Origin of the sequence: Achromobacter sp. Root83 (genome assembly GCF_001428845.1) — a bacterium.
Taxonomy (GTDB): Bacteria; Pseudomonadota; Gammaproteobacteria; order Burkholderiales; family Burkholderiaceae_B; genus Achromobacter.
Genome location: NZ_LMIU01000022.1, coordinates 519756 through 540968 on the forward strand (window position 1 = coordinate 519756; position 21213 = coordinate 540968).

21 protein-coding genes and 1 pseudogene are annotated in these 21213 nt (G+C 65.6%); 13 read left to right on the forward strand and 9 right to left on the reverse strand.

What is annotated here, in order from left to right; genetic code table 11:
* Positions 1–284: 284 nt before the first annotated feature.
* From ASE30_RS18155 to rimO, 3 genes and pseudogenes are all read left to right on the forward strand, one after another.
* Positions 285–434: pseudogene (locus ASE30_RS18155) on the forward strand (helix-turn-helix domain-containing protein); the annotation flags it as partial.
* Between the two features lie 123 nt (positions 435–557).
* Positions 558–818: a DNA-binding transcriptional regulator gene (locus tag ASE30_RS18160; RefSeq protein WP_057285661.1), complete on the forward strand. Its 261-nt coding sequence runs from the start codon at positions 558–560 to the stop codon at positions 816–818.
* Between the two features lie 179 nt (positions 819–997).
* Complete coding sequence (rimO, locus tag ASE30_RS18165; protein WP_057285932.1) at positions 998–2335, forward strand: 30S ribosomal protein S12 methylthiotransferase RimO; 1338 nt, start codon at positions 998–1000, stop codon at positions 2333–2335.
* A gap of 94 nt (positions 2336–2429) precedes the next feature.
* On the opposite strand, the gene ASE30_RS18170 is transcribed toward rimO, so the two are convergent.
* The gene (locus ASE30_RS18170) at positions 2430–2990 is read right to left on the reverse strand and encodes a bacterioferritin (RefSeq protein ID WP_057285662.1); all 561 of its coding nucleotides are present in this window, start codon (positions 2988–2990) and stop codon (positions 2430–2432) included.
* Between the two features lie 234 nt (positions 2991–3224).
* Between ASE30_RS18170 and ASE30_RS18175 the strand changes: the two genes are divergently transcribed.
* The 5 genes from ASE30_RS18175 to ASE30_RS18195 are packed head-to-tail and all read left to right on the forward strand — an operon-like array spanning position 3225 to position 6253.
* Positions 3225–3812 (forward strand): TIGR00730 family Rossman fold protein, encoded by a 588-nt coding sequence (locus ASE30_RS18175; RefSeq protein ID WP_057285663.1) that lies wholly within the window; start codon positions 3225–3227, stop codon positions 3810–3812.
* Positions 3813–3844: 32 nt separating this feature from the next.
* Complete coding sequence (locus tag ASE30_RS18180) at positions 3845–4411, forward strand: hypothetical protein (protein ID WP_057285664.1); 567 nt, start codon at positions 3845–3847, stop codon at positions 4409–4411.
* Between the two features lie 27 nt (positions 4412–4438).
* Positions 4439–5062 carry an HAD hydrolase-like protein gene (locus ASE30_RS18185; protein WP_057285665.1) on the forward strand — a complete coding sequence of 208 codons (624 nt, stop codon included), beginning with the start codon at positions 4439–4441 and terminating at the stop codon, positions 5060–5062.
* A gap of 14 nt (positions 5063–5076) precedes the next feature.
* A complete protein-coding gene (locus tag ASE30_RS18190; RefSeq protein ID WP_057285666.1) occupies positions 5077–5703 on the forward strand; it encodes a pyridoxamine 5'-phosphate oxidase family protein in 627 nt (208 codons plus the stop codon).
* Positions 5704–5731: 28 nt separating this feature from the next.
* Complete coding sequence (locus ASE30_RS18195; RefSeq protein ID WP_057285667.1) at positions 5732–6253, forward strand: class IV adenylate cyclase; 522 nt, start codon at positions 5732–5734, stop codon at positions 6251–6253.
* Positions 6254–6257: 4 nt separating this feature from the next.
* On the opposite strand, the gene fmt is transcribed toward ASE30_RS18195, so the two are convergent.
* Both fmt and def read right to left on the reverse strand, forming a co-directional pair.
* On the reverse strand, positions 6258–7199 hold the full coding sequence (fmt, locus tag ASE30_RS18200; RefSeq protein WP_057285668.1) for a methionyl-tRNA formyltransferase: 942 nt from the start codon (positions 7197–7199) through the stop codon (positions 6258–6260).
* A 156-nt stretch (positions 7200–7355) separates the two neighbouring features.
* Complete coding sequence (def, locus tag ASE30_RS18205; RefSeq protein ID WP_057285669.1) at positions 7356–7868, reverse strand: peptide deformylase; 513 nt, start codon at positions 7866–7868, stop codon at positions 7356–7358.
* A gap of 218 nt (positions 7869–8086) precedes the next feature.
* On the opposite strand from def, the gene dprA reads away from it, so the two are divergent.
* From dprA to ASE30_RS18220, 3 genes are all read left to right on the forward strand, one after another.
* Positions 8087–9199, forward strand: coding sequence for a DNA-processing protein DprA (gene dprA / locus ASE30_RS18210; RefSeq protein WP_057285670.1), 1113 nt, complete (start codon positions 8087–8089; stop codon positions 9197–9199).
* Between the two features lie 151 nt (positions 9200–9350).
* Entirely contained in the window at positions 9351–10259 is a 909-nt protein-coding gene (locus ASE30_RS18215) for a hydroxymethylglutaryl-CoA lyase (RefSeq protein ID WP_057285671.1), read from the forward strand.
* Positions 10256–10729, forward strand: coding sequence for a hypothetical protein (locus ASE30_RS18220; protein ID WP_057285672.1), 474 nt, complete (start codon positions 10256–10258; stop codon positions 10727–10729). Before ASE30_RS18215 ends, ASE30_RS18220 begins: the two co-directional genes overlap by 4 nt.
* Positions 10730–10800: 71 nt before the next feature.
* On the opposite strand, the gene ASE30_RS18225 is transcribed toward ASE30_RS18220, so the two are convergent.
* Both ASE30_RS18225 and ASE30_RS18230 read right to left on the reverse strand, forming a co-directional pair.
* A complete protein-coding gene (locus ASE30_RS18225; RefSeq protein ID WP_057285673.1) occupies positions 10801–11817 on the reverse strand; it encodes an amino acid ABC transporter substrate-binding protein in 1017 nt (338 codons plus the stop codon).
* Positions 11818–11988: 171 nt separating this feature from the next.
* Positions 11989–13230, reverse strand: coding sequence for a PLP-dependent aminotransferase family protein (locus ASE30_RS18230; protein ID WP_057285674.1), 1242 nt, complete (start codon positions 13228–13230; stop codon positions 11989–11991).
* 199 nt (positions 13231–13429) lie between these two features.
* Here ASE30_RS18230 and ASE30_RS18235 point away from each other — a divergent pair, with 199 nt between their 5' ends.
* Together ASE30_RS18235 and ASE30_RS18240 are read left to right on the forward strand one after the other, a co-directional pair.
* The gene (locus ASE30_RS18235) at positions 13430–14149 is read left to right on the forward strand and encodes a YggS family pyridoxal phosphate-dependent enzyme (protein WP_057285675.1); all 720 of its coding nucleotides are present in this window, start codon (positions 13430–13432) and stop codon (positions 14147–14149) included.
* 156 nt (positions 14150–14305) lie between these two features.
* The gene (locus ASE30_RS18240; RefSeq protein WP_057285676.1) at positions 14306–15274 is read left to right on the forward strand and encodes a tripartite tricarboxylate transporter substrate binding protein; all 969 of its coding nucleotides are present in this window, start codon (positions 14306–14308) and stop codon (positions 15272–15274) included.
* A 93-nt stretch (positions 15275–15367) separates the two neighbouring features.
* On the opposite strand, the gene ASE30_RS18245 is transcribed toward ASE30_RS18240, so the two are convergent.
* From ASE30_RS18245 to ASE30_RS18260, 4 genes are all read right to left on the reverse strand, one after another.
* Complete coding sequence (locus ASE30_RS18245) at positions 15368–15763, reverse strand: Hsp20/alpha crystallin family protein (protein WP_057285677.1); 396 nt, start codon at positions 15761–15763, stop codon at positions 15368–15370.
* Between the two features lie 33 nt (positions 15764–15796).
* Positions 15797–16240, reverse strand: coding sequence for an Hsp20/alpha crystallin family protein (locus ASE30_RS18250; RefSeq protein WP_057285678.1), 444 nt, complete (start codon positions 16238–16240; stop codon positions 15797–15799).
* Positions 16241–16492: 252 nt separating this feature from the next.
* Positions 16493–20452, reverse strand: coding sequence for an FAD/FMN-binding oxidoreductase (locus tag ASE30_RS18255; RefSeq protein ID WP_057285679.1), 3960 nt, complete (start codon positions 20450–20452; stop codon positions 16493–16495).
* 131 nt (positions 20453–20583) lie between these two features.
* Complete coding sequence (locus tag ASE30_RS18260) at positions 20584–21120, reverse strand: YqaA family protein (RefSeq protein ID WP_057285680.1); 537 nt, start codon at positions 21118–21120, stop codon at positions 20584–20586.
* Positions 21121–21213 lie beyond the last annotated feature (93 nt).

The following is a 21213-nucleotide window of genomic DNA, read 5'->3' on the forward strand; positions in this document are numbered from 1 at the left end:
CAACCGTGAAACGGGGACGCACCATCCGCGGGCGATGCGCCGCGTTACCGTCAAAATAACGGCCCCCCGCCCTGCCGCTAAAATTGCGCACGTTTTGATCACTGGCGCCGACACACGCGCCCACCGAGGTATTCCATGTCTTCCCCCAAAGTCGGCTTCGTCAGCCTGGGCTGCCCGTAAGCCAGCGAAGATACCCGAGGTCAGTTCACGACGGCGGCGGTCGGACTGATTCTGAATCTGACGAATCGGCCTCATTATGTTGGACAAAGGCGGTTGCAGGACGCCTGAAGCAGGCCGAGGCCGCGGAGATCCTGATGGTGTCTAGGCCGCGCGTGTCCGACGTGGTGAACAAGAAGACAGCAAAGTTCACCATCGACGCGCTGGTGGAGATGTTGAGTCGGGTCGGGAAACCGGTCCGGCTGGCGATTGGATGAGCGCCTCCCCCTCTTGCCCTACGGCAATGCCGTATAATTTAAAATTAGCCTTCGCCATCATCGTGGCACGACGGCCTACCCCCTGGGACGCCACATACAGGCCCACCCGACTTTTGAAGAACTATGAAGAATGCAGCTGCCCCGACAGCGCGCAGCGCAGGATGGCAGGCGTCGCATATCAGCGAAGCACGCAGCCGCGTGGGCCTGCCGCAGACGGATTTCGCTGAACTGCTGGGCGTGAGCGTACGCACTCTGCAAGATTGGGAACAAGGACGCCGCACCCCCTCGGGCGCGGCGAAGACCCTGCTGCAGGTGGCGATGCTTCACCCCGAGACCCTGCGAGAGCTGCCCCCGTGGCGCGCTAACGAGCACGCTGAATCTTGAAGCCTGCCGCCCCGGCTTCACCCGACACGAACAACACATCCGCCACGCAACACGCTTGCCGCGCGATTTTTTGGTGAACGACATTGGAAATCCTCGAAACCTCCCGGCCTGGCAAGGGCCCCGGCAAAACCAACAGCGCTGACGCGAACGCGTCCGTCGCCGCCCCCCTGGCCGACACCATCGCCGCCGCCAACGCCGCCGGCCGAACCCCACGCGTGGGGTTCGTTTCCCTGGGCTGTCCTAAAGCCCTGGTCGATTCCGAACGCATCCTGACCCAACTGCGCACCGAAGGGTACGAAGTCACGCCCGACTACAACGACGCCGACGTCGTCGTGGTCAATACCTGTGGTTTCATCGACAGCGCCAAGGCCGAATCGCTGGAAGCGATCGGCGAGGCCATCGCCGAAAACGGCAAGGTCATCGTCACCGGCTGCATGGGCGTCGAGGAATCGGTGATACGCAACGTCCACCCCAGCGTGCTGTCGGTGACCGGTCCGCAGCAATATGAAGAAGTGGTGCGCGCCGTGCATAGCGCCGCGCCACCCAAGAAGGACCACAATCCCTACCTGGACCTGGTGCCGCCGCAAGGCGTCAAGCTCACGCCGCGCCACTACGCCTACCTGAAAATTTCGGAAGGCTGTAATCATCGCTGCAGCTTCTGCATCATCCCCTCGATGCGCGGCGACCTGGTCAGCCGCCCGGTGGGCGACGTGCTGAGCGAAGCCGAACGCCTGGTGAAAGCCGGCGTGAAGGAACTGCTGGTGATCTCGCAAGACACCAGCGCCTATGGCGTGGACATGAAGTACCGCAGCGGCTTCTGGAACGGCCGGCCGGTCAAGACCCGCATGACCGAGCTCTGCGTGGCCTTGTCCGAAATGGGCGTCTGGACGCGCCTGCATTACGTGTATCCCTATCCGCACGTGGACGAGGTGATTCCGCTGATGGCCGAAGGCAAGATCCTGCCGTACCTGGACATCCCGTTCCAGCATGCCAGCCCGCGCATCCTGAAGGCCATGAAGCGTCCGGCCTTCGAAGACAAGACGCTGGCGCGCATCAAGCGCTGGCGCGAGATCTGTCCGGACCTGACGATCCGGTCGACCTTCATCGTCGGCTTTCCCGGCGAAACCGAAGAAGACTTCCAGTACCTGCTGGACTGGATGCAGGAAGCGCAGCTCGACCGCGTCGGCTGTTTCCAGTATTCGCCGGTGGAAGGCGCGCCCGCGAATCTGCTGGACGACCCGGTGCCCGACGACGTCAAGCAAGACCGCTGGGAACGCTTCATGGCCTTGCAGCAGTCCATCTCGACCGCGCGCCTGGCCCTGAAGGTAGGCCGCGAGATCGATGTGCTGATCGACGAAGTGGACGAGGACGGCGCCGTGGGCCGCAGCGCCGGCGACGCTCCGGAAATCGACGGCTGTGTCTACGTCAGTTCGGAAACGCCGCTCAAGGCGGGCGACATGGTGCGCGTGCGCGTCACGGACTCGGACGAGTACGACCTCTGGGCCGACGCGCTGTAAGCGTCGTTCAAACAAGCGCCGTTCAAACCAGCGCCGGCATGCGGAATTCCCGCATGCCGGCGCTGGATCCTCACCTGCCGCCGTCTTGCGGCGCTCAGGTCTTGGCCAGGAAGTCCGACATGTCGTCGGCGTGCTCTTCTTCCACCGCCAATATCTCTTCAAGCATGCGGCGCGTCGTGGAATCCTGCTCGCCCAGATATTCGATCATCTGCCGATAGCTGTCGATGGCGATGCGCTCGGCGATCAGGTTCTCCTTGATCATGTCTTCCAGCGAATTGCCTTCGACGTACTCGGAGTGGCTGCGTTCCAGCAACCCCTTGGGCGACAGGTTCGGCTCGCCGCCCAGCTGGACGATGCGTTCGGCCAGCATGTCGGCGTGCTCCTGTTCCTGCGTGGCATGCGCGGCGAACTCGGCGGCGACGGGCTCCGCATTCAGGCCGCGCGCCATGAAGTGGTGGCGCTTGTAGCGCAGCACACAGACGATCTCGGTGGCGAGCGCTTCGTTAAGCAGCTTCAGCACCGTTTCCCGGTCGGCGCGATAGGTGTCGGTGACGGCGCCGGACTCGATGTCCTGGCGCGCCTTGGCACGGATCGCCTTCACATCCATCTCGAACGGGCGGCTCGCTTGCTGCGGGGTGCGCGTTGCTTGTTCCATATCGTTAGCTCCTCTTGGTCAGTGAAAGCAGGACGACGCTGGACTTCCAGTCGTTTTCGCAAAGTTCAGTCTACCGATCATGGCGGAACATGCTGTGTCCAAACATTGCCCATGACCCCGAATCGCCTGCGATGGCGGCCGTCCGAAGGCCCTCTCAAACCTTGCGTAAACTAACGGCTTCCCGAAAGACCCGTGACGCATTCTGTAACGGGACCGGCAACCTTCCACCCTGTCATGACTCTGAAGAACATCTGCGTGTACTGCGGTTCCAACCCCGGAACCCGGCCCGAGTACATCGAACAAGCCCGCGTGCTGGCTCGCGAACTCGTCAAGCGCGACCTCGGCCTGGTGTATGGCGGTTCGGTGGTCGGCATCATGGGCGTGGTGGCCAATGAAGTGCTGGCCGGCGGCGGCCGCGTGATCGGCGTGATCCCGGAGCTTCTGCTGAAGAAGGAACAGGCGCACCTCGGGCTGACCGAATTGCACATGGTGCAGAATATGCATGAACGCAAGGCCATGATGATGGAAAAGGCCGACGGGTTCGTCGCCTTGCCCGGCGGCGCCGGCACGCTCGAAGAGTTCTTCGAGGTCTGGACCTGGGCGCAACTGAACATGCACCAGAAGCCCTGCGGGCTGCTGAACGTCGCGGGGTATTACGATGCGCTGATGCAATTCGTGGACCACTCCGTCGAAGAAGCCTTCATCCGCCCCCAGCATCGCGACATGCTGGTGGTGGAAGAAGACCCCGCCCTGCTGCTGGACCGCTTTGCCATCTACGAGCCGCCCAACGTCTCGAAGTGGTTTGACCCGGTCAAAGCCTGACCTTTCTCGAGCCCCTAACGGAAGCCCCCGCAATGCCCACCGATTCGTTGTTCCCTTCCTGCACCGAGTCCGTATTGCGCGACTATTTTCACGCCAAGGACGAGAACCGCCCGCATTACATGGCGCGCGCGTTCGCACCCGACGCGGTGCTGAAGATGGCGCTGCGCACGCAGGCCATCGCCTTTCCGCCCGAATCGCACGGCCTGGCCGCCATCGCGGACACGCTCGTGCGCAAATTCGGCCAGACCTACGACAACGTCTACACCTTCTATCTGTCGCGCCCCGACGCCCGCGCATGTCTTCCCGCCTACCAGTGCGACTGGCTGGTGGGCATGACGGAAAAGGCCACCGGCAACGTGCGGGTGGGCTGTGGCCGCTATGACTGGACGTTCCAGCCCGAGCCCTACCGGGCCACGCGCCTGACCATCACCATCGAGACCATGGTGACCCTGCCCGCCCACGACATGGCGGCAGTGTTCGGGTGGCTGCTGGCATTGGACTACCCCTGGACCAGCGCGGCGCGCGTCGTCGCCAGCGCCCCGCCGCTTGAAGGCTTGGCGCCCGTCGTGCAATATCTGCTGCACCCGCACGGCATGTAGCCGGCGAGCCGGCATTGGATTCCTTACTTGAAATACGACATTGCAGCATTTGACTTCGACGGGACCTTGGCCGACACCATGCCCTGGTTCAACTCCATCTTGAACACGGTGGCCGACAAATACGGCTTCCGCAAGATCGACGCATCCGAACGCGAGCAGCTCCGCAGCCGCGAAGCATCAGAGATCCTGAAGTTCCTGAACATCCCGCTGTGGAAGCTGCCGGCGATCATGGCGCATGTGCGGTCCCTGATGCAGGAAATCGACCCCAGCGTCCAATTGTTCGACGGCATTCCCGACGCGCTGGCCCGCCTGAAGGCGGGCGGCATGCGGCTGGCTGTGGTCAGTTCCAATTCCATCGAGAACGTGCGCCGCGTGCTGGGAGACTCGACCGCCGCGCTGTTCGACGACTATGAATGCGGCACCGACCTGTTCGGCAAGGCCGCCAAGATCGATCGCCTGCTCCGGCAGCACGGCACCGCGCCCGAGCGTTTCCTGCTGGTGGGCGACGAAATGCGCGACATCGACGCCGCCCGCAAGGCCGGGGTGCGCGTCGGCTCGGTCGCCTGGGGCTACAACCACCTTGAAGCCCTGCGCGGCCGCGGCCCCGATGAGTTATTCCTGACCGTCTCCGATCTGCCCAATCTGACCTGAACCGGATCCCCGCCATGCACATCGATCCCGCCCACCTCATTGCCGACGCGCACGTTCTGCAAGCGCTTTACGGTTCGTCCGGCGAAGCGTCTCTCAAGAAGGAAGTGGACCACGTGCATCCGCACTACCGCGCGTTCATCGAGGCCGCGCCCTTCGCCGTGCTGGCGACGGCGGGACCGGGCGGACTGGACGCCTCGCCGCGCGGCGACCCGGCGGGATTCGTGACGGTGGAAGACGAAAAGACACTACTGCTGCCGGACCGCCGCGGCAACAACCGCCTCGACAGCCTGCTGAACATTCTTGCGGATCCGCGCGTGGCTATGCTGTTTCTCGTGCCGGGCGTGGGCGAGACCCTGCGGGTCAACGGCACGGCGCGCATCAGCGTGGATCCCGCCCTGCTTTCGCGCTTCGAGATGGACGGCAAGCTGCCGCGCTCGGTGCTGGTCGTCGACGTGCAGAAGGTTTACTTCCAGTGCTCGCGCGCGCTGCTGCGCTCCCGGCTCTGGGATCCGGAAACGCAAGTGCCGCGCAGCGCGCTGCCCAGCGTCGGCCGCATTCTCTCCGACCTGACCGCCGGCACCTTCGACGGCGCCGCCTACGACCGCGACCTGCCCGCCCGCGTGGCGGGTACGTTGTATTGATCCCGCAAACTGATTCAGGACGACGCACATGGCACGCAACGTTGAAATCAAGGCCCAGGTCGACAGCCTGGCCGCCATCGAACCCCTGGCGGCGGCCCTGTCGGGGCAGGAACCCGTCGTTATCGCGCAGGACGACACGTTCTTCGCGTGCGCCAGCGGCCGCCTCAAGCTGCGCGCTTTCGCCGACGGCTCGGGCGAACTGATCTTCTATCGCCGCGCCGACGACACCGGCCCCAAGGAAAGCTTCTACATCGTCTCGCCCACGAATTCGCCGGACACGCTGCGCGAGGCGCTGATCCTGGCCTACGGCGCGACCGGCCGCGTGAAGAAGCACCGGACGGTATTCATGGCCGGCCGCACCCGCATCCATCTGGACCGGGTGGAAGACCTGGGCGAGTTCCTGGAACTTGAAGTGGTGCTGCGCGAGGATGAAAGCGCGCAAGCGGGCATGGAAGAGGCCCATACGCTGATGGCAGGGCTGGGGATCGCGCCCGGACAGCTATTGTCGGGCGCCTACGTGGATCTGCTGGCCGAACGGCGCAAGCCCTGAACGTTCAGGACGGCTGCCAGCCGCGCACGAACACATCCACCGGCTGGCGCTTGCCGCCCGCTTTCTGCAGCTCCAGCAGCCGCAACACGCCACGGCCGGTGGCGATATCGATGCCTGTGCTGTCCACGCGCAATACGCTACCCGGCGTGGCCGCCGTGGCTTCGTCCAGCGCCTGCGCGCGCCAGACCTTCACCGCATCGGGTAGGCCGGGCAGGCGGATGCTGGCGCCGGGAACGGGATTGAACGCCCGCACGCGGCGCGCCAGCAGTTCGGCCGGCTGGGCACAATCCAGCGCGGCCTCGGCCTTGTCCAGCTTGGCGGCGTAGGTCACGCCCTCTTCCGGCTGCTTGCGTGGCGTCAACCCGCCCTGCGCCAGGGCCTCCAGCGCGGCGACGATGGCCTCGCCGCCCGCAAGCGCCAGCGCGTCGTGCAACTGGGCCGCGTTGGTCTCGCCGGTGATCGGCACCACCCGCTCCAGCAGCATGTCCCCCGTGTCCAGGCCCTGATCCATCTGCATGATGGTCACGCCCGTCCGGTCATCGCCGGCTTCGATGGCGCGCTGGATCGGCGCCGCGCCGCGCCAGCGCGGCAGCAGGCTTGCGTGGATGTTCAGGCAGCCCAGGCGCGGCAGGTCCAGCACCCATTGCGGCAGGATCAGGCCGTAGGCGGCCACCACCATGACATCGGGCGCCACGCTTTCCAGCAGCGCGCGGGCCTCCGCGGCCTCTTCAGGATAGCGGCCGTCCAGCCGCAGGCTGCGCGGCTGGGCGACTTCAATGCCCGCGTCCAGCGCCGCCTGCTTCACGGGGCTGGGCGTCAGCTTCAACCCCCGCCCCGCGGGACGGTCGGGCTGCGTCATGACCAAGGGAATGTCGTGACCGGCGGCCCGCAGGGCGTCGAACGCGATACGGGCAAATTCCGGCGTACCGGCAAAAACGATGCGCATGGGATGAAGACCAAAAAATGAGATGGAAGCTCAAAGGACACCGAAGATCCACCAACAGAAGCTCCGCCAATCGCGGACGCCGCGGATCCGGCTCCGCCGGTCCGCAGGCGTCGCCCCCTTGAGGGGGCCCGCGCAGCGGGCAGGGGGTGGGCTCTTCTAGACGCGCAACGCTTCGCGTTCGGCCTTTTTCAGCCGGGTCTTGATGCGGTTCTGCTTCAGGTTGGACAGGTATTCCACGAACACCTTGCCTTCCAGGTGATCCAGTTCATGCTGCACGCACACGGCCAGCAGGCCGTCGGCTTCGAACTCGAACGGCTGGCCGTCGATGTCGAGCGCCTTGCAGCGGATGCGCGACGCGCGTTCGACCTCGTCGTACACGCCCGGTACCGACAGACAGCCTTCTTCGTAGATCTTGTAGTCGTCGCTGCGCCACGTGATCTCGGGGTTGATCAAGGTCAGCAATTGATTGCTGTCCTCGGACACGTCGATCACGACCACGCGTTCATGCACGTCGACCTGGGTCGCGGCCAGGCCGACACCCGGCGCGTCGTACATGGTTTCGGCCATGTCGCGCACCAGTTGACGAATGCGGTCATCGACCTCGGCGACCGGCTTGGCCTTTTTGTGCAAGCGCGGATCCGGGTAACGGAGGATGGGAAGTAAAGCCATTGAAAGGGAATCGCCAGTAGTGATGCTTAGCAATGAGTTTAATTCATTAGAGTCTTGATTTCTAATAGTTTTCGGCTAACTCCGGGATTGCGGGCATTGCTGTGCGCCCGCATTTTTCCGCACCAGCGCGGCCGCGCATAACGGTCCACCCGCCCCCGCGCGGACGGTCCGCGCATGCGACACTCTTGCACCCCCGACGCCTCTTCCGCGCCTGCTCCATGCCGCTTACGCAAACCTCCGCCGAACTGTCCGCCTGGCTGCGGCTGTCCCTGGAGCCGAATATCGGCTCCGCCACCGCCTGCACGCTCCTGAGCGCGCTGGGGCTGCCCGACCAGATCTATGCGCAACGCGCGACCGCGCTGTCGCGCCACGTGCCCGAGGCGCTGGCGCGGCAATTGGCCGCGCCCATGCCGGCCGACATGGCGGCCCACGTGGAAAGCGCTTTGGAATGGGTCGAGGCCCCTGGCCGCCACATCCTGACGCTGGCCGACCCCACCTATCCCCAGAGCCTGCTGACGATCGCCGACCCGCCGATCCTGCTCTACGTGGCAGGCGACCCCGCTTTCCTGCAGGGTCCGTCGCTGGCCGTGGTGGGCGCCCGCAATGCCACGCCCGGCGGGCAGGAAAACGCGCGCGCCTTCGCCCGTCATCTGGCCGCGCACGGCTGGCGAGTCGTCAGTGGACTGGCGCTGGGCATAGACGCGGCGGCGCACGAAGGCGCCCTGGACGCCGGCCCCGAAGGCGCGGGCACCGTGGCGGTCATGGGCACCGGCATCGACCGCATCTACCCGGCCCGCCACCGCGATCTGGCCCACCGCATCGCCGCGCACGGCGCCCTGGTGTCCGAACTTCCGCTGGGCACCGGGGCCCTGCCGCAACATTTCCCCAAGCGCAACCGCATCGTGGCCGGGCTGGCGCGGGGCGTGCTGGTGGTGGAAGCCGCCAGACAGAGCGGCTCGCTCATCACGGCCAGGCTGGCCGGCGAAAGCGGGCGCGAGGTCTTCGCCATCCCCGGTTCCATCCATTCCCCCCTGTCCCGCGGCTGCCATGCGCTGATCCGCCAGGGCGCCAAGCTGGTGGAAACCGCCAAGGACATCACCGACGAGCTGGGCGGCGGCCCGATTCCGGCGGCAGCGGTCCGCCCCGAGGTTGCCGCGCCGCCGCCCGGCCATCCCGTGCTGGATGCCCTGGGCTTTGATCCGCTGCACCTGGATGCCATCCAGGCCCGCTGCGGCCTGGACACCGCCCATCTGCAGACGCAGCTTGTCGAGCTGGAACTGCAGGGCCGCATCGCCCGCCTGGACGATGGCCGCTACCAGCGTTTGAACTAGGGACCGTTCGCGGCTCCTTCTTTCGGTGCGAGCCGGCCGCCGGCCACGCTCGAGTATCCCGCCAAGCAGCGCGCCATGCGATGGCGCTAATATTGTCGGTAGCGCGGCAGTCTTGTTGCGCCGGTCATCCCATACCGATACAGGAAGAGACATGGCATTGCCCTCCCGCGTGAAGATCGTCGAGGTGTCGCCTCGCGACGGTCTGCAGAACGAAAAAGAATTTGTCCCCACCGACATCAAGGTGGAACTGATCAATCGCCTGACCGCCGCGGGCTTTCCCAATGTGGAAGCCGCGTCGTTCGTGTCGCCCAAGTGGGTGCCGCAAATGGCTGATGGCGCCGACGTGATGGCGCGCATCGAACGCCGCCCGGGCACGATCTACTCCGTGCTCACGCCCAACATGAAGGGCTTCGAGGGCGCGCTGGCCGCCGGCGCGGACGAAATCGTGATCTTCGGCGCCGCCAGTGAAGCGTTCTCGCAAAAGAACATCAACTGCTCCATCGCCGAATCCATCGCGCGCTTCGAACCCGTAGTGCAGGCCGCCCGCGAGGCCGGTATCCGCGTGCGCGGCAGCATCAGCTGCGCGCTGGGCTGTCCTTACCAAGGCGAAGTTCCCGTCGAGTCCGTGGTGGACGTGGCCCAACGCTACCTGGCGATGCAGGTCGACGAGATCGACGTTGCCGACACCATCGGCGTGGGCACGCCCAAGCGCGTGCGCGAAGTGATGGCCGCCGTGACCCGCGTGGTGGATCCGGCGCGCATCTCCGGCCACTTCCACGACACCTACGGCCAGGCGTTGGCCAACATCCTGGCGGCGCTGGAAACGGACATCTCCATTTTCCACACCTCGGTGGCCGGACTGGGCGGCTGCCCCTACGCCAAGGGCGCCACCGGCAACGTCGCGACCGAAGACGTGCTGTACATGCTGCGCGGCCTGGACATCGATACCGGCGTGGACTTCGACGCCGTGGTCGATATCGGCCAATGGATGTCGGCGCATCTGAACCGCAAGGGTTCGAGCCGCGCCGGCAACGCGATCGCCGCCAAACGGGCCGCATGACAACTACCCCCGGCACTCCCCCGCCCGAAGACCACGCGGAGCTGCTGCGCGTCATCGGCCCCCTGCCCCTGGCGGGCCAGGCGTGGCCCGACTGGGTGCGCATCCTGACCTGGGTGATCCTGGCCATCCTGGGTGTGCAGGTCGTGACCACCGCGATCCGCGCCCCCTCGCAGCCGTTCGATACCGTCCTGGCCGTGGTGGTGGTGCTGTGTTTCGTCGGATTGCTGTTCGTGTCCTGGCACATGCAGACGTCCATCACCACCATAGACGAACGCGGCCTGCGGCAGACCTGGTTCACGCGGCGCGAGGTGGCCTGGGAGGACGTGCGCTATGCGCGCTTTGTGCCGATGCTTTTTTCGAAGCGCCTGGTGGTGTTCACGCATCGCGGAAAGCCGGTGATTTTCCAGGGAGGCACGCGTGAACTGCGTGCCGCCTTCGTGAAGATCGCGCAAGTCTACCGGCGCGGATAGCCAAAGAAAAAGCCCCCTCGGGGGCTTTTCTATTTTCCGGACTGGCCGAAGACGGCCAGGGCCGTCCCGGCTCAGCGGATCGGCAAGGCGTACAGCAACCCGCCCTGCGTCCATTGCGCATTCAGGCCGCGCTTGATCTTCAGCGGACTGCCCTCGCCCACGTTGCGCTCGAAGCTCTCGCCGTAGTTGCCCACCTGCTTGACGATGTTGTAGGCCCACTTCTCGTCCAGCCCCAGGTTGGCGCCGCTGCCGGGCGTGACGCCGAGGATGCGCTTGATGTTGGGGTTGGCGCTCTCGGCCTGCTCGTCCACGTTCTTGGACGACACGCCGTATTCTTCGGCTTCGATCATCGCCGACAGCGACCAGCGCACGATGTTCAGCCAGGCATCGTCGCCCTGGCGCACGAACGGACCCAGCGGCTCCTTGGAAATGATCTCGGGCAGCACGACGTAATCGTCGGGGTTCTGCAGCTTGGAGATGCGAATCGAAGCCAGGCCCGACGCGTCCGTCGAAAAGACGTCGCAGCGGCCGGACGCGAACGCATTGACCACTTCGTTGAAGGTCTCGATCACGACGGGCTTGTAGCTCACGTTGTTGGCGCGCGCCCAATCGGCCAGCGTGTTCTCGTTCGAGGTGCCGGTCTGGAGGCAGATCGTGGCGCCGTTGATTTCCTTGGCGCTCTTCACGCCCAGCGACTTCGGCACCAGGAAGCCCTGGCCGTCATAGAAGTTGATGCCCGCATGGATGATGCCCAGCGCCGTGTCGCGCTGCTGCGTCACAGTGGTGTTGCGCGTCAGCACGTCCACTTCGCCGGATTGCAGCGCGGTGAAACGCTGCTGCGAATTGAGCGGCACCACCTTGATCTTGTTGGCGTCGCCGAAGACCGCCGCGGCAACGGCGCGGCACAGGTCCACATCCAGGCCCTGCCACTTGCCTTGCGCATCGGGCGCGGAAAAGCCCGCGAAGCCCGTGGTCGTGCCGCAAGCCACCGCGCCGCGCTGGCGCACGACGTCCAACGTTGCCGCCTGCGCACCCTGCGCCGCCGCCATCAATAGCGCCGCGCCCGCCAACCCTTTTGCAATGTTCATGACCTGGTTTCCTGTTCTGCTACCGGGCGCGAAGACGCGCCGAGGCAAGAAGCTTATAGACATGAAGCGCCCGCGCCAAATAACAAGCGCTTATTTAGGTATGTCCGCCGGCAAGGCCAGCGGACACCGGGCAAGGATAGCAATACGCGACGCGCGCGCGGATGCGCGCCGTCAAGCCGCCAGCGAAATCGAGACCGGTTCGTTGGCCTGGCACGCGTCCAGCGCACGCCCCAGCCGGACCATGCCTTGCGCGATCTGGCCTTCGTTCATGGTGGCGAAGGACATCCGCATAGCGAACAGGTCGGCCTGCGCCGCGTCGGCGTAGAAAGCCTTGCCCGGCACGTAGACCACTTCGTGTTCGATGGCGTAGGGCAGGAGGCGCGTGGCATCGATGTCGCCCGTCAGGCGCGCCCAGAAGAACATGCCGCCCTCGGGCTTGCTGAAGGTGACGCGGCCGTTGAGTTCCCGGGCCAATGATTCGGCCATGGCGTCGCAGCGCAAGCCATAGGCGGCGCGGATGCGCGGCACGTGTTCGCCGTAGCGCCCGTTGGCCAGGTACTGCGCCACTACTTCCTGGATCCAGGCCGACGAAGCCATGTCGTCGGCGGCCTTCGCGCTGACGCAGCGGCGGCGGATTTCGGGCGGAGCGATCAGCCAGCCGATGCGCAGCGCGGGCGCCATGGTCTTGGACATGCTGGCCAGGTACACCGCCCAATGGCGGGCTTCGCCTTCGGCCAGGGCCGCGATGGGCGGCACGGCCTCGCCGGCGAAGCGCAGTTCGCTGTAGGGATCGTCTTCCACGATCAGGAACCGGTGCTTGACCGCCAACTCCAGCAGGCGCAAGCGGCGCTGGCGCGTAATGGTGGCGCCGCAGGGATTCGAGAACGAGGCGACGACGCAGACGATCTTGGGCTTGACGCGGGTGGCCAGCGCATCCAGCGCATCCACGTCGATGCCGTCGGGCCCGGAGGGCACGGTATGCACCGTGGCGCCCGTGTAGCGCAAGGCCTGCACGGAATTGGGGAAGGCGGGCGATTCGATGACGGCGTGGTCGCCGGGCTGCAGCATGACCCGGGTCAGGAGCGCCAGCGCCTGCTGCGATCCGCCCGTCACGACGAGTTCGGTGTCGGCGTTGCAGTGCAGGCCGCGCGCCGCGGACAGGGCCGCCAGTTGATGGCGCAGGCTGGCCTGGCCGTCGATATTGGAATACTGCAGACAGGCGCCCAGACGGGCCATGACCTGCGTCGACGCGATGGACAGCCCGTCCACATCGAAAAGTTCCTGCGCGGGATACCCGCCCGCCAGCGAAATGGTGCCCGGGCGCATGGCGTAGGGCATGAGCGATCGGATCGGCGAAGCGGGGGGATTCAGGAAGGGCGTGGCAAAGGCGTATTCGGGCGCTGCACTGGACATGGCGGAGGGACTGGGAAGGGAGTAAACCGTGTCGCCCCGAGGGCGGCGCCGGACGGTATAGAACTTTGAAATATAAACAAATCCCTTCAAATTCTAAGCCTGCCGATTATGCAGGGTCAACGCTGGACGCGGGCAATGTGGTGAAACGATCCTGGCGCGTCCTACACTATGGGACACCCTGTTCCTGCAAGAGAGCTGCATGACCGCCGTAGACACCATGGCCGGGCGCCTTGCCCAGATCCAGCAACGCATCACCCAGGCCTGCGAACGCGCGGGCCGGCATCCCGACAGCGTGACGTTGCTGCCCGTCAGCAAGACGTTCGATGTGGAGTCCATTCGCGAGGCCATGTCGCTGGGGCTGACCCGCTTTGGCGAGAACAAGACCCAGGAGATCCGCCAGAAGGCGGCCGCGCTGGCCGGCCAGGGGCTGCAATGGGTGCTGATCGGCCATCTGCAGACCAACAAGGCCAAGGATGCCGCCCGCGACGCCACCGAGGTCCAGTCGCTGGACCGCCCTGACCTGGCCGAAGCCCTGCATCGCCGGCTGCAAAACGAGGGCCGGACCCTGGACGTGCTGGTGCAGGTCAAGACCTCGTCCGAACCCAGCAAATATGGGATGGCGCCGGAAGACGTGTCCGCCTTCCTTCGCCGGATCGCCACGGAATTCCCGACCTTGCGCGTTCGGGGACTGATGACGCTGGCCGTGAACTCCCCCGATCCCGCCGAAGTGCGGGCCTGCTTTCGCGCGCTGCGCGAATTGCGCGACCGGCTGGTCCAGGAGAACATCGCCGGCGTTTCGCTGGACCGCCTGTCGATGGGCATGAGCGGGGATTTCGAGCTGGCCATCGAGGAAGGCTCGACGGAAGTACGCATCGGCACGGCCATCTTCGGTGCGCGTACCTATCCCGATCCGCAGTGACGCGGGGGGTGCGGACATTGAGAGGGGTCCAATCGACGGACCCCTTTTTGCGTAAGCGCAAGGCATAATAGCGACGCAAAAAAATCGCGGCGCAAGTTGACGTCGATCAACGACGCAAGCGCCGCACTCACTATATCCCGCACGAGGAGACACTCCATGCACAAGCACGCAAAGCGCTTGCTGGCGCTTGCCGCCCTGTCGCTGGCCGCCACCGCGGCTTCCGCCCAATCCTGGCCCACGCAGCCGGTCCGCTGGATCGTTCCCTACCCCGCCGGCGGCGGAACCGACGTGGTGGCGCGCACCGTGGCCAGCAGCCTTGAAAAGACGCTGGGCCAGACCATCGTGGTCGAGAACCGTCCCGGCGCCGGCACCATCATCGGCGCCACCGCCATCGCACAGGCGGAACCCAACGGCTACATGGTCGGGACGGCGGACTCGGGCACGCTCGCGTTCAATTCCTCGCTGTACGCCAAGCTGTCCTACGATCCGTCCAAGTTCACCTACATCGGCGGCATCGCCAAGTTCCCGCTGCTGCTGGCCGTGAACGTCAACTCGCCCTACAAGACGGTGGACGACGTGCTGGCCGCCGCCAAGAAAGAGCCCGGCAAGCTGTCGGCCGCCTCCGCCGGCGCGGGTTCGCCCCATCACCTGGCCCTGGAGCTCTTCAAGCAGCGCACGGGCGCCAACCTGCTGCACGTGCCGTACAAGGGCGCCGCGCCCGCCATCCAGGATCTGCTGGGTGGCCAGGTGGACCTGATGTTCATCGACCTGGCTTCGGGCCTGCCCAACGTCAAGGCCGGCAAGCTGCGCGTGCTGGCCGCCGCCACGCCCGAGCGCGTCTCGGTGCTGCCGGACACGCCCACCATGGCCGAACAAGGCGTCGCCAACTTCACCGCCTATGCCTGGCAGGGCCTGGTCGGCCCGGCCGGCGTGCCGGAAGCGGTGGTCAAGAAGCTGTCGGCCGACCTGGACGCCACCTTGAAGACCCCGGCCGTCTCGCAGAAGATGCTGGACATGGGCGTCTTCCCCATGCCGATGTCGGCCCAGGATTTCAAGTCCTACGCCGAGCAGGAACGCGACGCCTGGGCGAAGGTGATCAAGCAGGCGAACATCAAGCTGGAATGACCGTTCCGCAAGACCTCGCGGTCGGCAAAAAAGCCGCGGTCGGCATGACCGCGGCTTTTTTCATGGCCGCCGCCGCGGGGCGACGGACCCGGCTCAGCCGGCCACGACGGGGATCTGCCGCGGCTGCGCTTCGCGCGCGCGCGGGATGCGCAGCGTCAGCAGGCCCTGCTTCAGGGTGGCGTTGATCTGCGAGCGGTCAAACTCCTGCCCCAGCTTGAAGGCCCGCCGGAACAAGGGCGCACGCATCTCGCCAAGCACCAGCCGGAAATCGGCCGGCGTGGCGACCGAGGCCTCGCCTTCGATCAGCAGCACATCGCCTTCCACGTTGATGCGCAGCCTGTCCTTGGACACCCCGGGCAGGTCGGCGATCAGGCTGATCCCTTCCTTGTCCTCGAAGATATCCACGGCGGGCAGGGTGACGCCCCGCGTGTCGCGCTTGTCGGAGACCGCCGCTTCCGCGGGCACGGTCAGGTCTTTGCGTTCATTCATGATCGATACTCCTTATGCGGTTGCGGGGAAACGTCACTGCACGGTGACGACGCGAGGCTTGGCCGATTCCTTGCGCTTGATGGAAATGGCCAGGCAGCCGTCCGTGTAGCGCGCCTGCACGTTGTCGGGGTCCGCATCGGCGGGCAGCTCGACCACCCGCGTGTAGCGGCCTTCCGCGCGCTCTCGCGCGTAGTACCGGGCATTTTCAGGAAGCTCCGGCGCCTTGCGTTCGCCGCTGATCGTCAACAGCCGCTTTTCGATCGATACGTTCAAGGCATCGGGTTCCATGCCGGGCACGAAGGCGACGACCTCGATCGAATCCGAGGACACGCCGACATTGACCGGCGGGAAATACGCCCGGGGCGTTGCGCGCAAGGTGGCGGGAACACCGGCGCCGCGCAGCGCGTGGTTCATGTGTTCCTGGATGGCGTCGAACGCGGCGGCCAAGCCGCTGTCGCTGAAGGAAACGTTGCTCATAAGGATCTCCCGAGTAAAAAAGGGACCGACCTAGACCCGCCGCCATCGCCAGAGCCGTGACTGAGGTCTGATCGCTTCGATACGAACATGGGCGCTGTTTTTCCGGTTTCAAGGGGGGTAGAAACGGGCCGGTTCCGGCGGCGCGGCCGTGAAAAGAAAAAGCCGCGGTCATTGCCGACCGCGGCTTTCTTTCAATAGCGATACCGGATTGCCCGGGGCCGGCGGCCCCAGGCGGGCTGCCGAGGCGCCCCTTTAGACCAGCACCCGCTCGATCCCGCCCGCATTGGCGCGGCGGACGTAGTCTTCCATCCAGCCTTCGCCCAGGATGTGGCGCGCCATCTCGACCACGATGTAGTCCGCTTCCATCCCGGTGTCGCCTTCATAGCGCGACAGGCCTTGCAGGCACGACGGGCACGAAGTCAGGACCTTCACGTCGCCCGTGAAGCCGTCGCTGCGCATCGCGGCATCGCCCTTCAGCAGCTCTTCCTGCTTGCGGAAGCGCACCTGCGTGGAGATGTCCGGACGGCTGACCGCGAGCGTGCCCGATTCGCCGCAGCAGCGGTCGCTCTTGACGGCATCGTCGCCCACCAGCGCGCGCACGGTCTTCATGGGTTCCTGCAGCTTCATGGGCGTATGGCAGGGGTCGTGATACATGTACCGCACGCCCGTGGCGCCCTCCAGCTTGATGCCCTTTTCCAGCAGGTATTCGTGAATATCGATCAGGCGGCAGCCCGGGAAGATCTTCTCGAATTCATAGCCGGCAAGCTGGTCATAGCAGGTGCCGCAACTGACCACCACCGTCTTGATATCCAGGTAGTTCAGCGTGTTGGCCACGCGATGGAACAGCACCCGGTTGTCGGTGATGATCTGTTCGGCCTTGTCCGTCATGCCGTTGCCGCGCTGGGGATAGCCGCAGCACAGATAGCCCGGCGGCAGCACGGTCTGCACGCCCGCATGCCAGAGCATGGCCTGCGTGGCCAGGCCCACCTGCGAAAACAGGCGCTCGGAACCGCAGCCGGGGAAGTAGAACACCGCTTCCGTGTCGGCCGTGGTGGCCTTGGGATCGCGAATGATCGGCACGTAGTTCGCGTCTTCGATGTCCAGCAGCTTGCGCGCGGCCTGCTTGGGCAGCCCGCCGGGCATTTTCTTGTTCACGAAATGCACCACCTGCTCGCGCAGTGGCGGCTTGCCCACCGTGGCCGGCGGCTTGGCGGTCTGCTTCTTCACCAGGCCAGAAAACAGGTCGTGCGCGGCGCGCTGCACCTTGTATCCCACGCCCACCATCGCCTTGCGGGTGGCGTTGATCGTGGCCGGATCCTTCGCGTTCAGGAAGAACATCGCGCTGGCCGTGCCCGGATTGAACGATTTGCGGCCCATGCGGCGCAGCACGGCGCGCATGTTCATGGACACGTCGCCGAAGTCGATATCGACCGGACAGGGGTTGTAGCACTTGTGGCAGACGGTGCAGTGGTCGGCCACGTCCTCGAATTCTTCCCAGTGCTTCAGGCTGACGCCGCGCCGGGTCTGCTCCTCGTACAGGAAGGCTTCCACCAGCAGGGACGTCGCCAGGATCTTGTTGCGCGGCGAATACAGCAGGTTCGCGCGCGGCACATGGGTGGCGCACACCGGCTTGCACTTGCCGCAGCGCAGGCAGTCCTTGATGGATTCCGAGATGGCGCCGATATCGCTTTGCTGCATGATCAGCGATTCGTGGCCCATCAGGTTGAAGCTGGGCGTCCACGCGTGGCGCAGGTCCGCGCCCGGCATGAGCTTGCCGGCATTGAAGTGGCCGTTGGGGTCCACGCGGCGCTTGTAGTCCTGGAAGGGGGCCAGCTCGGCCTCGGTCAGGAACTCGTATTTGGTCAGGCCGATACCGTGCTCGCCCGAGATCACGCCATCCAGGTCGCGGGCGATCTGCATGATGCGTTCGACGGCCGCGTGGGCCTCGCCCAGCATTTCGTAGTCGTCCGAGTTGACCGGGATATTGGTATGGACGTTGCCGTCGCCCGCGTGCATGTGCAGCGCCACGAACACCCGGCTCTTGAGCACGCGGCCATGGATGGCCACCAGCTCATCGACGATCTTCTTGTAGGCGGCGCCCGAGAACGTGCGCTGCAGGGCGGCCAGCACCTCGGTCTTCCAGGACACGCGGATCGTGCGGTCCTGCACCACGTCGAACACGCGCGCGCCCGGTTGCGCGGCAAGGCGCTCCGACAGCGCGGCGCGCAGATCGCCCAGGCCCAGGCCTTCCAGTTGCGGCAGCGCCTGCGGCAGGGGCAGGTCCAGGTTGTCCAGCAGCCATTGCCAGCGCTGGCGCGCGCCGCCCAGCAGTTCCAGCGCCTGGCGCGTGCGGTCGGCCAGCACCTCGGCGCGCGAGGTCTCGACGTCGGCCTCGTCCGCCTTGCCCACTTGCAGCGGCGTGCACAGATAGGCGTCCAGCTCACCCAGCAGCTTGAGCTTGTTGCGGGTCGACAGTTCGATATTGATGCGCTCGATGTGATCCGTGTATTCGCCCATGCGGGGCAACGGGATCACGACGTCTTCGTTGATCTTGAAGGCGTTGGTGTGGCGCGCGATGGCGGCGGTGCGCGAGCGGTCCAGCCAGAATTTCTTGCGCGCCTCGGGGCTGACGGCCACGAAGCCCTCGCCGTGGCGGGTGTTGGCCAGGCGCACGACCTCGCTGGCGGCCGCGGCCACCGCGTCGTCGTCATCGCCGACGATGTCGCCGATCAGGACCATCTTGGGCAGCACGCCGCGCTTGCTCTTGGTGGCGTAGCCCACCGCGCGCAGGTAGCGTTCGTCCAGGTGCTCAAGGCCGGCCAGGATGGCACCTCGTTCGCGGCCCTCGCCGTCCAGGTAATCCTTGACCTCGACAATCGACGGGATGGCGTCGCGCGCCTGTCCGAAGAACTCCATGCAGACGGTGCGCGTGTGGCGCGGCATGCGATGCAGCACCCAGCGCGCCGACGTGATCAGGCCGTCGCAGCCTTCTTTCTGGATGCCCGGCAGGCCGGCCAGGAATTTGTCGGTGACGTCCTTGCCCAGGCCTTCCTTGCGAAAGACGCGGCCGTGGATCTCCAGCGTTTCGGTCTTGAGCAGGCGTTCGCCGGGCTTGCCCTTGCCGTCGAACCATTTGAGTTCGAAGCGCGCCAGTTCCACGTCATGGATCTTGCCCATGTTGTGGTCCAGGCGCGTCACTTCGAGCCAGTTGCCGTCGGGGTCGACCATGCGCCACCAGGCCAGGTTGTCCAGCGCGGTGCCCCACAGCACGGCCTTCTTGCCGCCCGCGTTCATGGCGATGTTGCCGCCCACGCAGGAAGCCTCGGCCGATGTCGGATCCACGGCGAACACGAAGCCCGCGGCCTCGGCCGCTTCGGACACGCGCTTGGTCACCACGCCGGCGCCGGCATGGATCACCGCCACGGGCTCGGTGAGCCCGGGCAAGATACAGGACTCGACCTTGCCCAGCTTGTCGAACTTTTCAGTGTTGATGACCGCCGACTTCCAGGTCAGCGGAATCGCGCCGCCGGTGTACCCGGTGCCGCCGCCGCGCGGGACGATGGTCAGTCCCAGTTCGATACAGGCGGTGACCAGCGCGGCGATCTCGTCCTCGGTGTCGGGCGTCAGCACGACGAAGGGATACTCGACGCGCCAGTCAGTCGCGTCCGTGACGTGCGACACGCGCGACAGGCCGTCGAACTTGATGTTGTCTCGCGCCGTGATGCGGCCCAGCACCTTCTGAGCCTGCTTGCGCATCATGGTGGTCTGGTCGAATTCCCCTTCGAATGCAGCGATGGCGGAACGCGCCCGCGCCAGCAGGCCGACGACCTTCTCGTCGCGATGCGGATCGTGGCCTTCGGCGGCGGGAACGCCCGGCTCGCGGCGGCGGTCGATTTCGCCCAGCCTGTGATGCAGGGCGTCGATCAGTTGCTTGCGGCGCTTGGGGTTGTCGAGCAGGTCGTCCTGCAGATACGGATTGCGGCGCACGACCCAGATATCGCCCAGCACTTCATACAGCATCCGGGCGGAACGCCCCGTGCGGCGCTCGCCGCGCAGATCGGTCAGCAGGCTCCAGGCGTCTTCGCCTAGCAGACGGCCAACGATCTCGCGATCGGAGAACGAGGTGTAGTTGTAGGGGATTTCGCGCAAGCGCGCGGGTGCTGCGGGCGGCATCGCCCCGTTCAAGATGTGGCTAGCGAGTGGGGCGTTCATGGCGGCAAGAGGGGGCCCTTAAAAAAGTATTTTATGCCATAGTCCCGAGTTGACCCCTAATACCCCCGGAAAGCCGGTCCAAAGCGCGGGGAAAACGTGTCAATACGTCCCCTTTTTTACCGGTGCCGGCGCTACACCTGCCCGGGAAAGAACCAGAGCAGACCGGCGGTCATGAACAGATAGCGCATGAATTTGCCGATGGCCATATAGAACACGCATGGCCAGAAAGACAGCCGCAGCCACCCGGCCACCGCGCAAAGGGGGTCGCCCACCGCGGGCAGCCAGGACAAAAGCAGGGCCGGCGGCCCCATCCGGTGCAGCCAATCATGGGCGCGTTCGTTCCAGCGCCCGCGCATGCGTCCGCGTTCGGTCGCCTTCGGATGCGGATGCGGGTGTTTTTCCTTCCAGCGCTCAACGGCCTTTTCCGCGCCCAGACCCATGGCGTAGCTGATGGCGCCGCCTACCGTGTTACCCGCCGTCGCCACCAGGATGGCGGGCCAGAACATGTCCGGCGCCAGCTTGATGTAGCCGAACACCGCGGGTTCGGAACCCAGGGGAAGCAAGGTGGCGGACACGAGCGACACCGTGAAGATTGCCGACAAGCCGACCGAGGGCAGTGCAAGCACGCCCAGCAGCCAATGAACCGCGGTGAGGAGACTTTCTTCCATAGTTGCGGCAGTGTAGCCGCGAGAAACCTGGAAGGCGACACGACTTTCCCTGTAATAATCTGCCCCACGTCTTCACTCTTGCCCCTGCGCGCG

Bases quoted from the DNA above. Each gene is read 5' to 3' on its own strand.
- ASE30_RS18240 (WP_057285676.1), top strand. From the start codon at position 14,306: ATGCACAAGCACGCAAAGCGCTTGCTGGCGCTTGCCGCCCTGTCGCTG.
- ASE30_RS18180 (WP_057285664.1), top strand. From the start codon at position 3,845: ATGCCCACCGATTCGTTGTTCCCTTCCTGCACCGAGTCCGTATTGCGC.
- fmt (WP_057285668.1), bottom strand. From the start codon at position 7,199: ATGCGCATCGTTTTTGCCGGTACGCCGGAATTTGCCCGTATCGCGTTC.
- ASE30_RS18245 (WP_057285677.1), bottom strand. From the start codon at position 15,763: ATGAATGAACGCAAAGACCTGACCGTGCCCGCGGAAGCGGCGGTCTCC.
- ASE30_RS18215 (WP_057285671.1), top strand. From the start codon at position 9,351: ATGGCATTGCCCTCCCGCGTGAAGATCGTCGAGGTGTCGCCTCGCGAC.
- ASE30_RS18260 (WP_057285680.1), bottom strand. From the start codon at position 21,120: ATGGAAGAAAGTCTCCTCACCGCGGTTCATTGGCTGCTGGGCGTGCTT.
- ASE30_RS18160 (WP_057285661.1), top strand. From the start codon at position 558: ATGAAGAATGCAGCTGCCCCGACAGCGCGCAGCGCAGGATGGCAGGCG.
- ASE30_RS18170 (WP_057285662.1), bottom strand. From the start codon at position 2,990: ATGGAACAAGCAACGCGCACCCCGCAGCAAGCGAGCCGCCCGTTCGAG.
- ASE30_RS18225 (WP_057285673.1), bottom strand. From the start codon at position 11,817: ATGAACATTGCAAAAGGGTTGGCGGGCGCGGCGCTATTGATGGCGGCG.
- ASE30_RS18230 (WP_057285674.1), bottom strand. From the start codon at position 13,230: ATGTCCAGTGCAGCGCCCGAATACGCCTTTGCCACGCCCTTCCTGAAT.
- ASE30_RS18235 (WP_057285675.1), top strand. From the start codon at position 13,430: ATGACCGCCGTAGACACCATGGCCGGGCGCCTTGCCCAGATCCAGCAA.
- ASE30_RS18175 (WP_057285663.1), top strand. From the start codon at position 3,225: ATGACTCTGAAGAACATCTGCGTGTACTGCGGTTCCAACCCCGGAACC.
- ASE30_RS18250 (WP_057285678.1), bottom strand. From the start codon at position 16,240: ATGAGCAACGTTTCCTTCAGCGACAGCGGCTTGGCCGCCGCGTTCGAC.
- def (WP_057285669.1), bottom strand. From the start codon at position 7,868: ATGGCTTTACTTCCCATCCTCCGTTACCCGGATCCGCGCTTGCACAAA.
- ASE30_RS18220 (WP_057285672.1), top strand. From the start codon at position 10,256: ATGACAACTACCCCCGGCACTCCCCCGCCCGAAGACCACGCGGAGCTG.
- ASE30_RS18255 (WP_057285679.1), bottom strand. From the start codon at position 20,452: ATGAACGCCCCACTCGCTAGCCACATCTTGAACGGGGCGATGCCGCCC.
- ASE30_RS18195 (WP_057285667.1), top strand. From the start codon at position 5,732: ATGGCACGCAACGTTGAAATCAAGGCCCAGGTCGACAGCCTGGCCGCC.
- ASE30_RS18190 (WP_057285666.1), top strand. From the start codon at position 5,077: ATGCACATCGATCCCGCCCACCTCATTGCCGACGCGCACGTTCTGCAA.
- dprA (WP_057285670.1), top strand. From the start codon at position 8,087: ATGCCGCTTACGCAAACCTCCGCCGAACTGTCCGCCTGGCTGCGGCTG.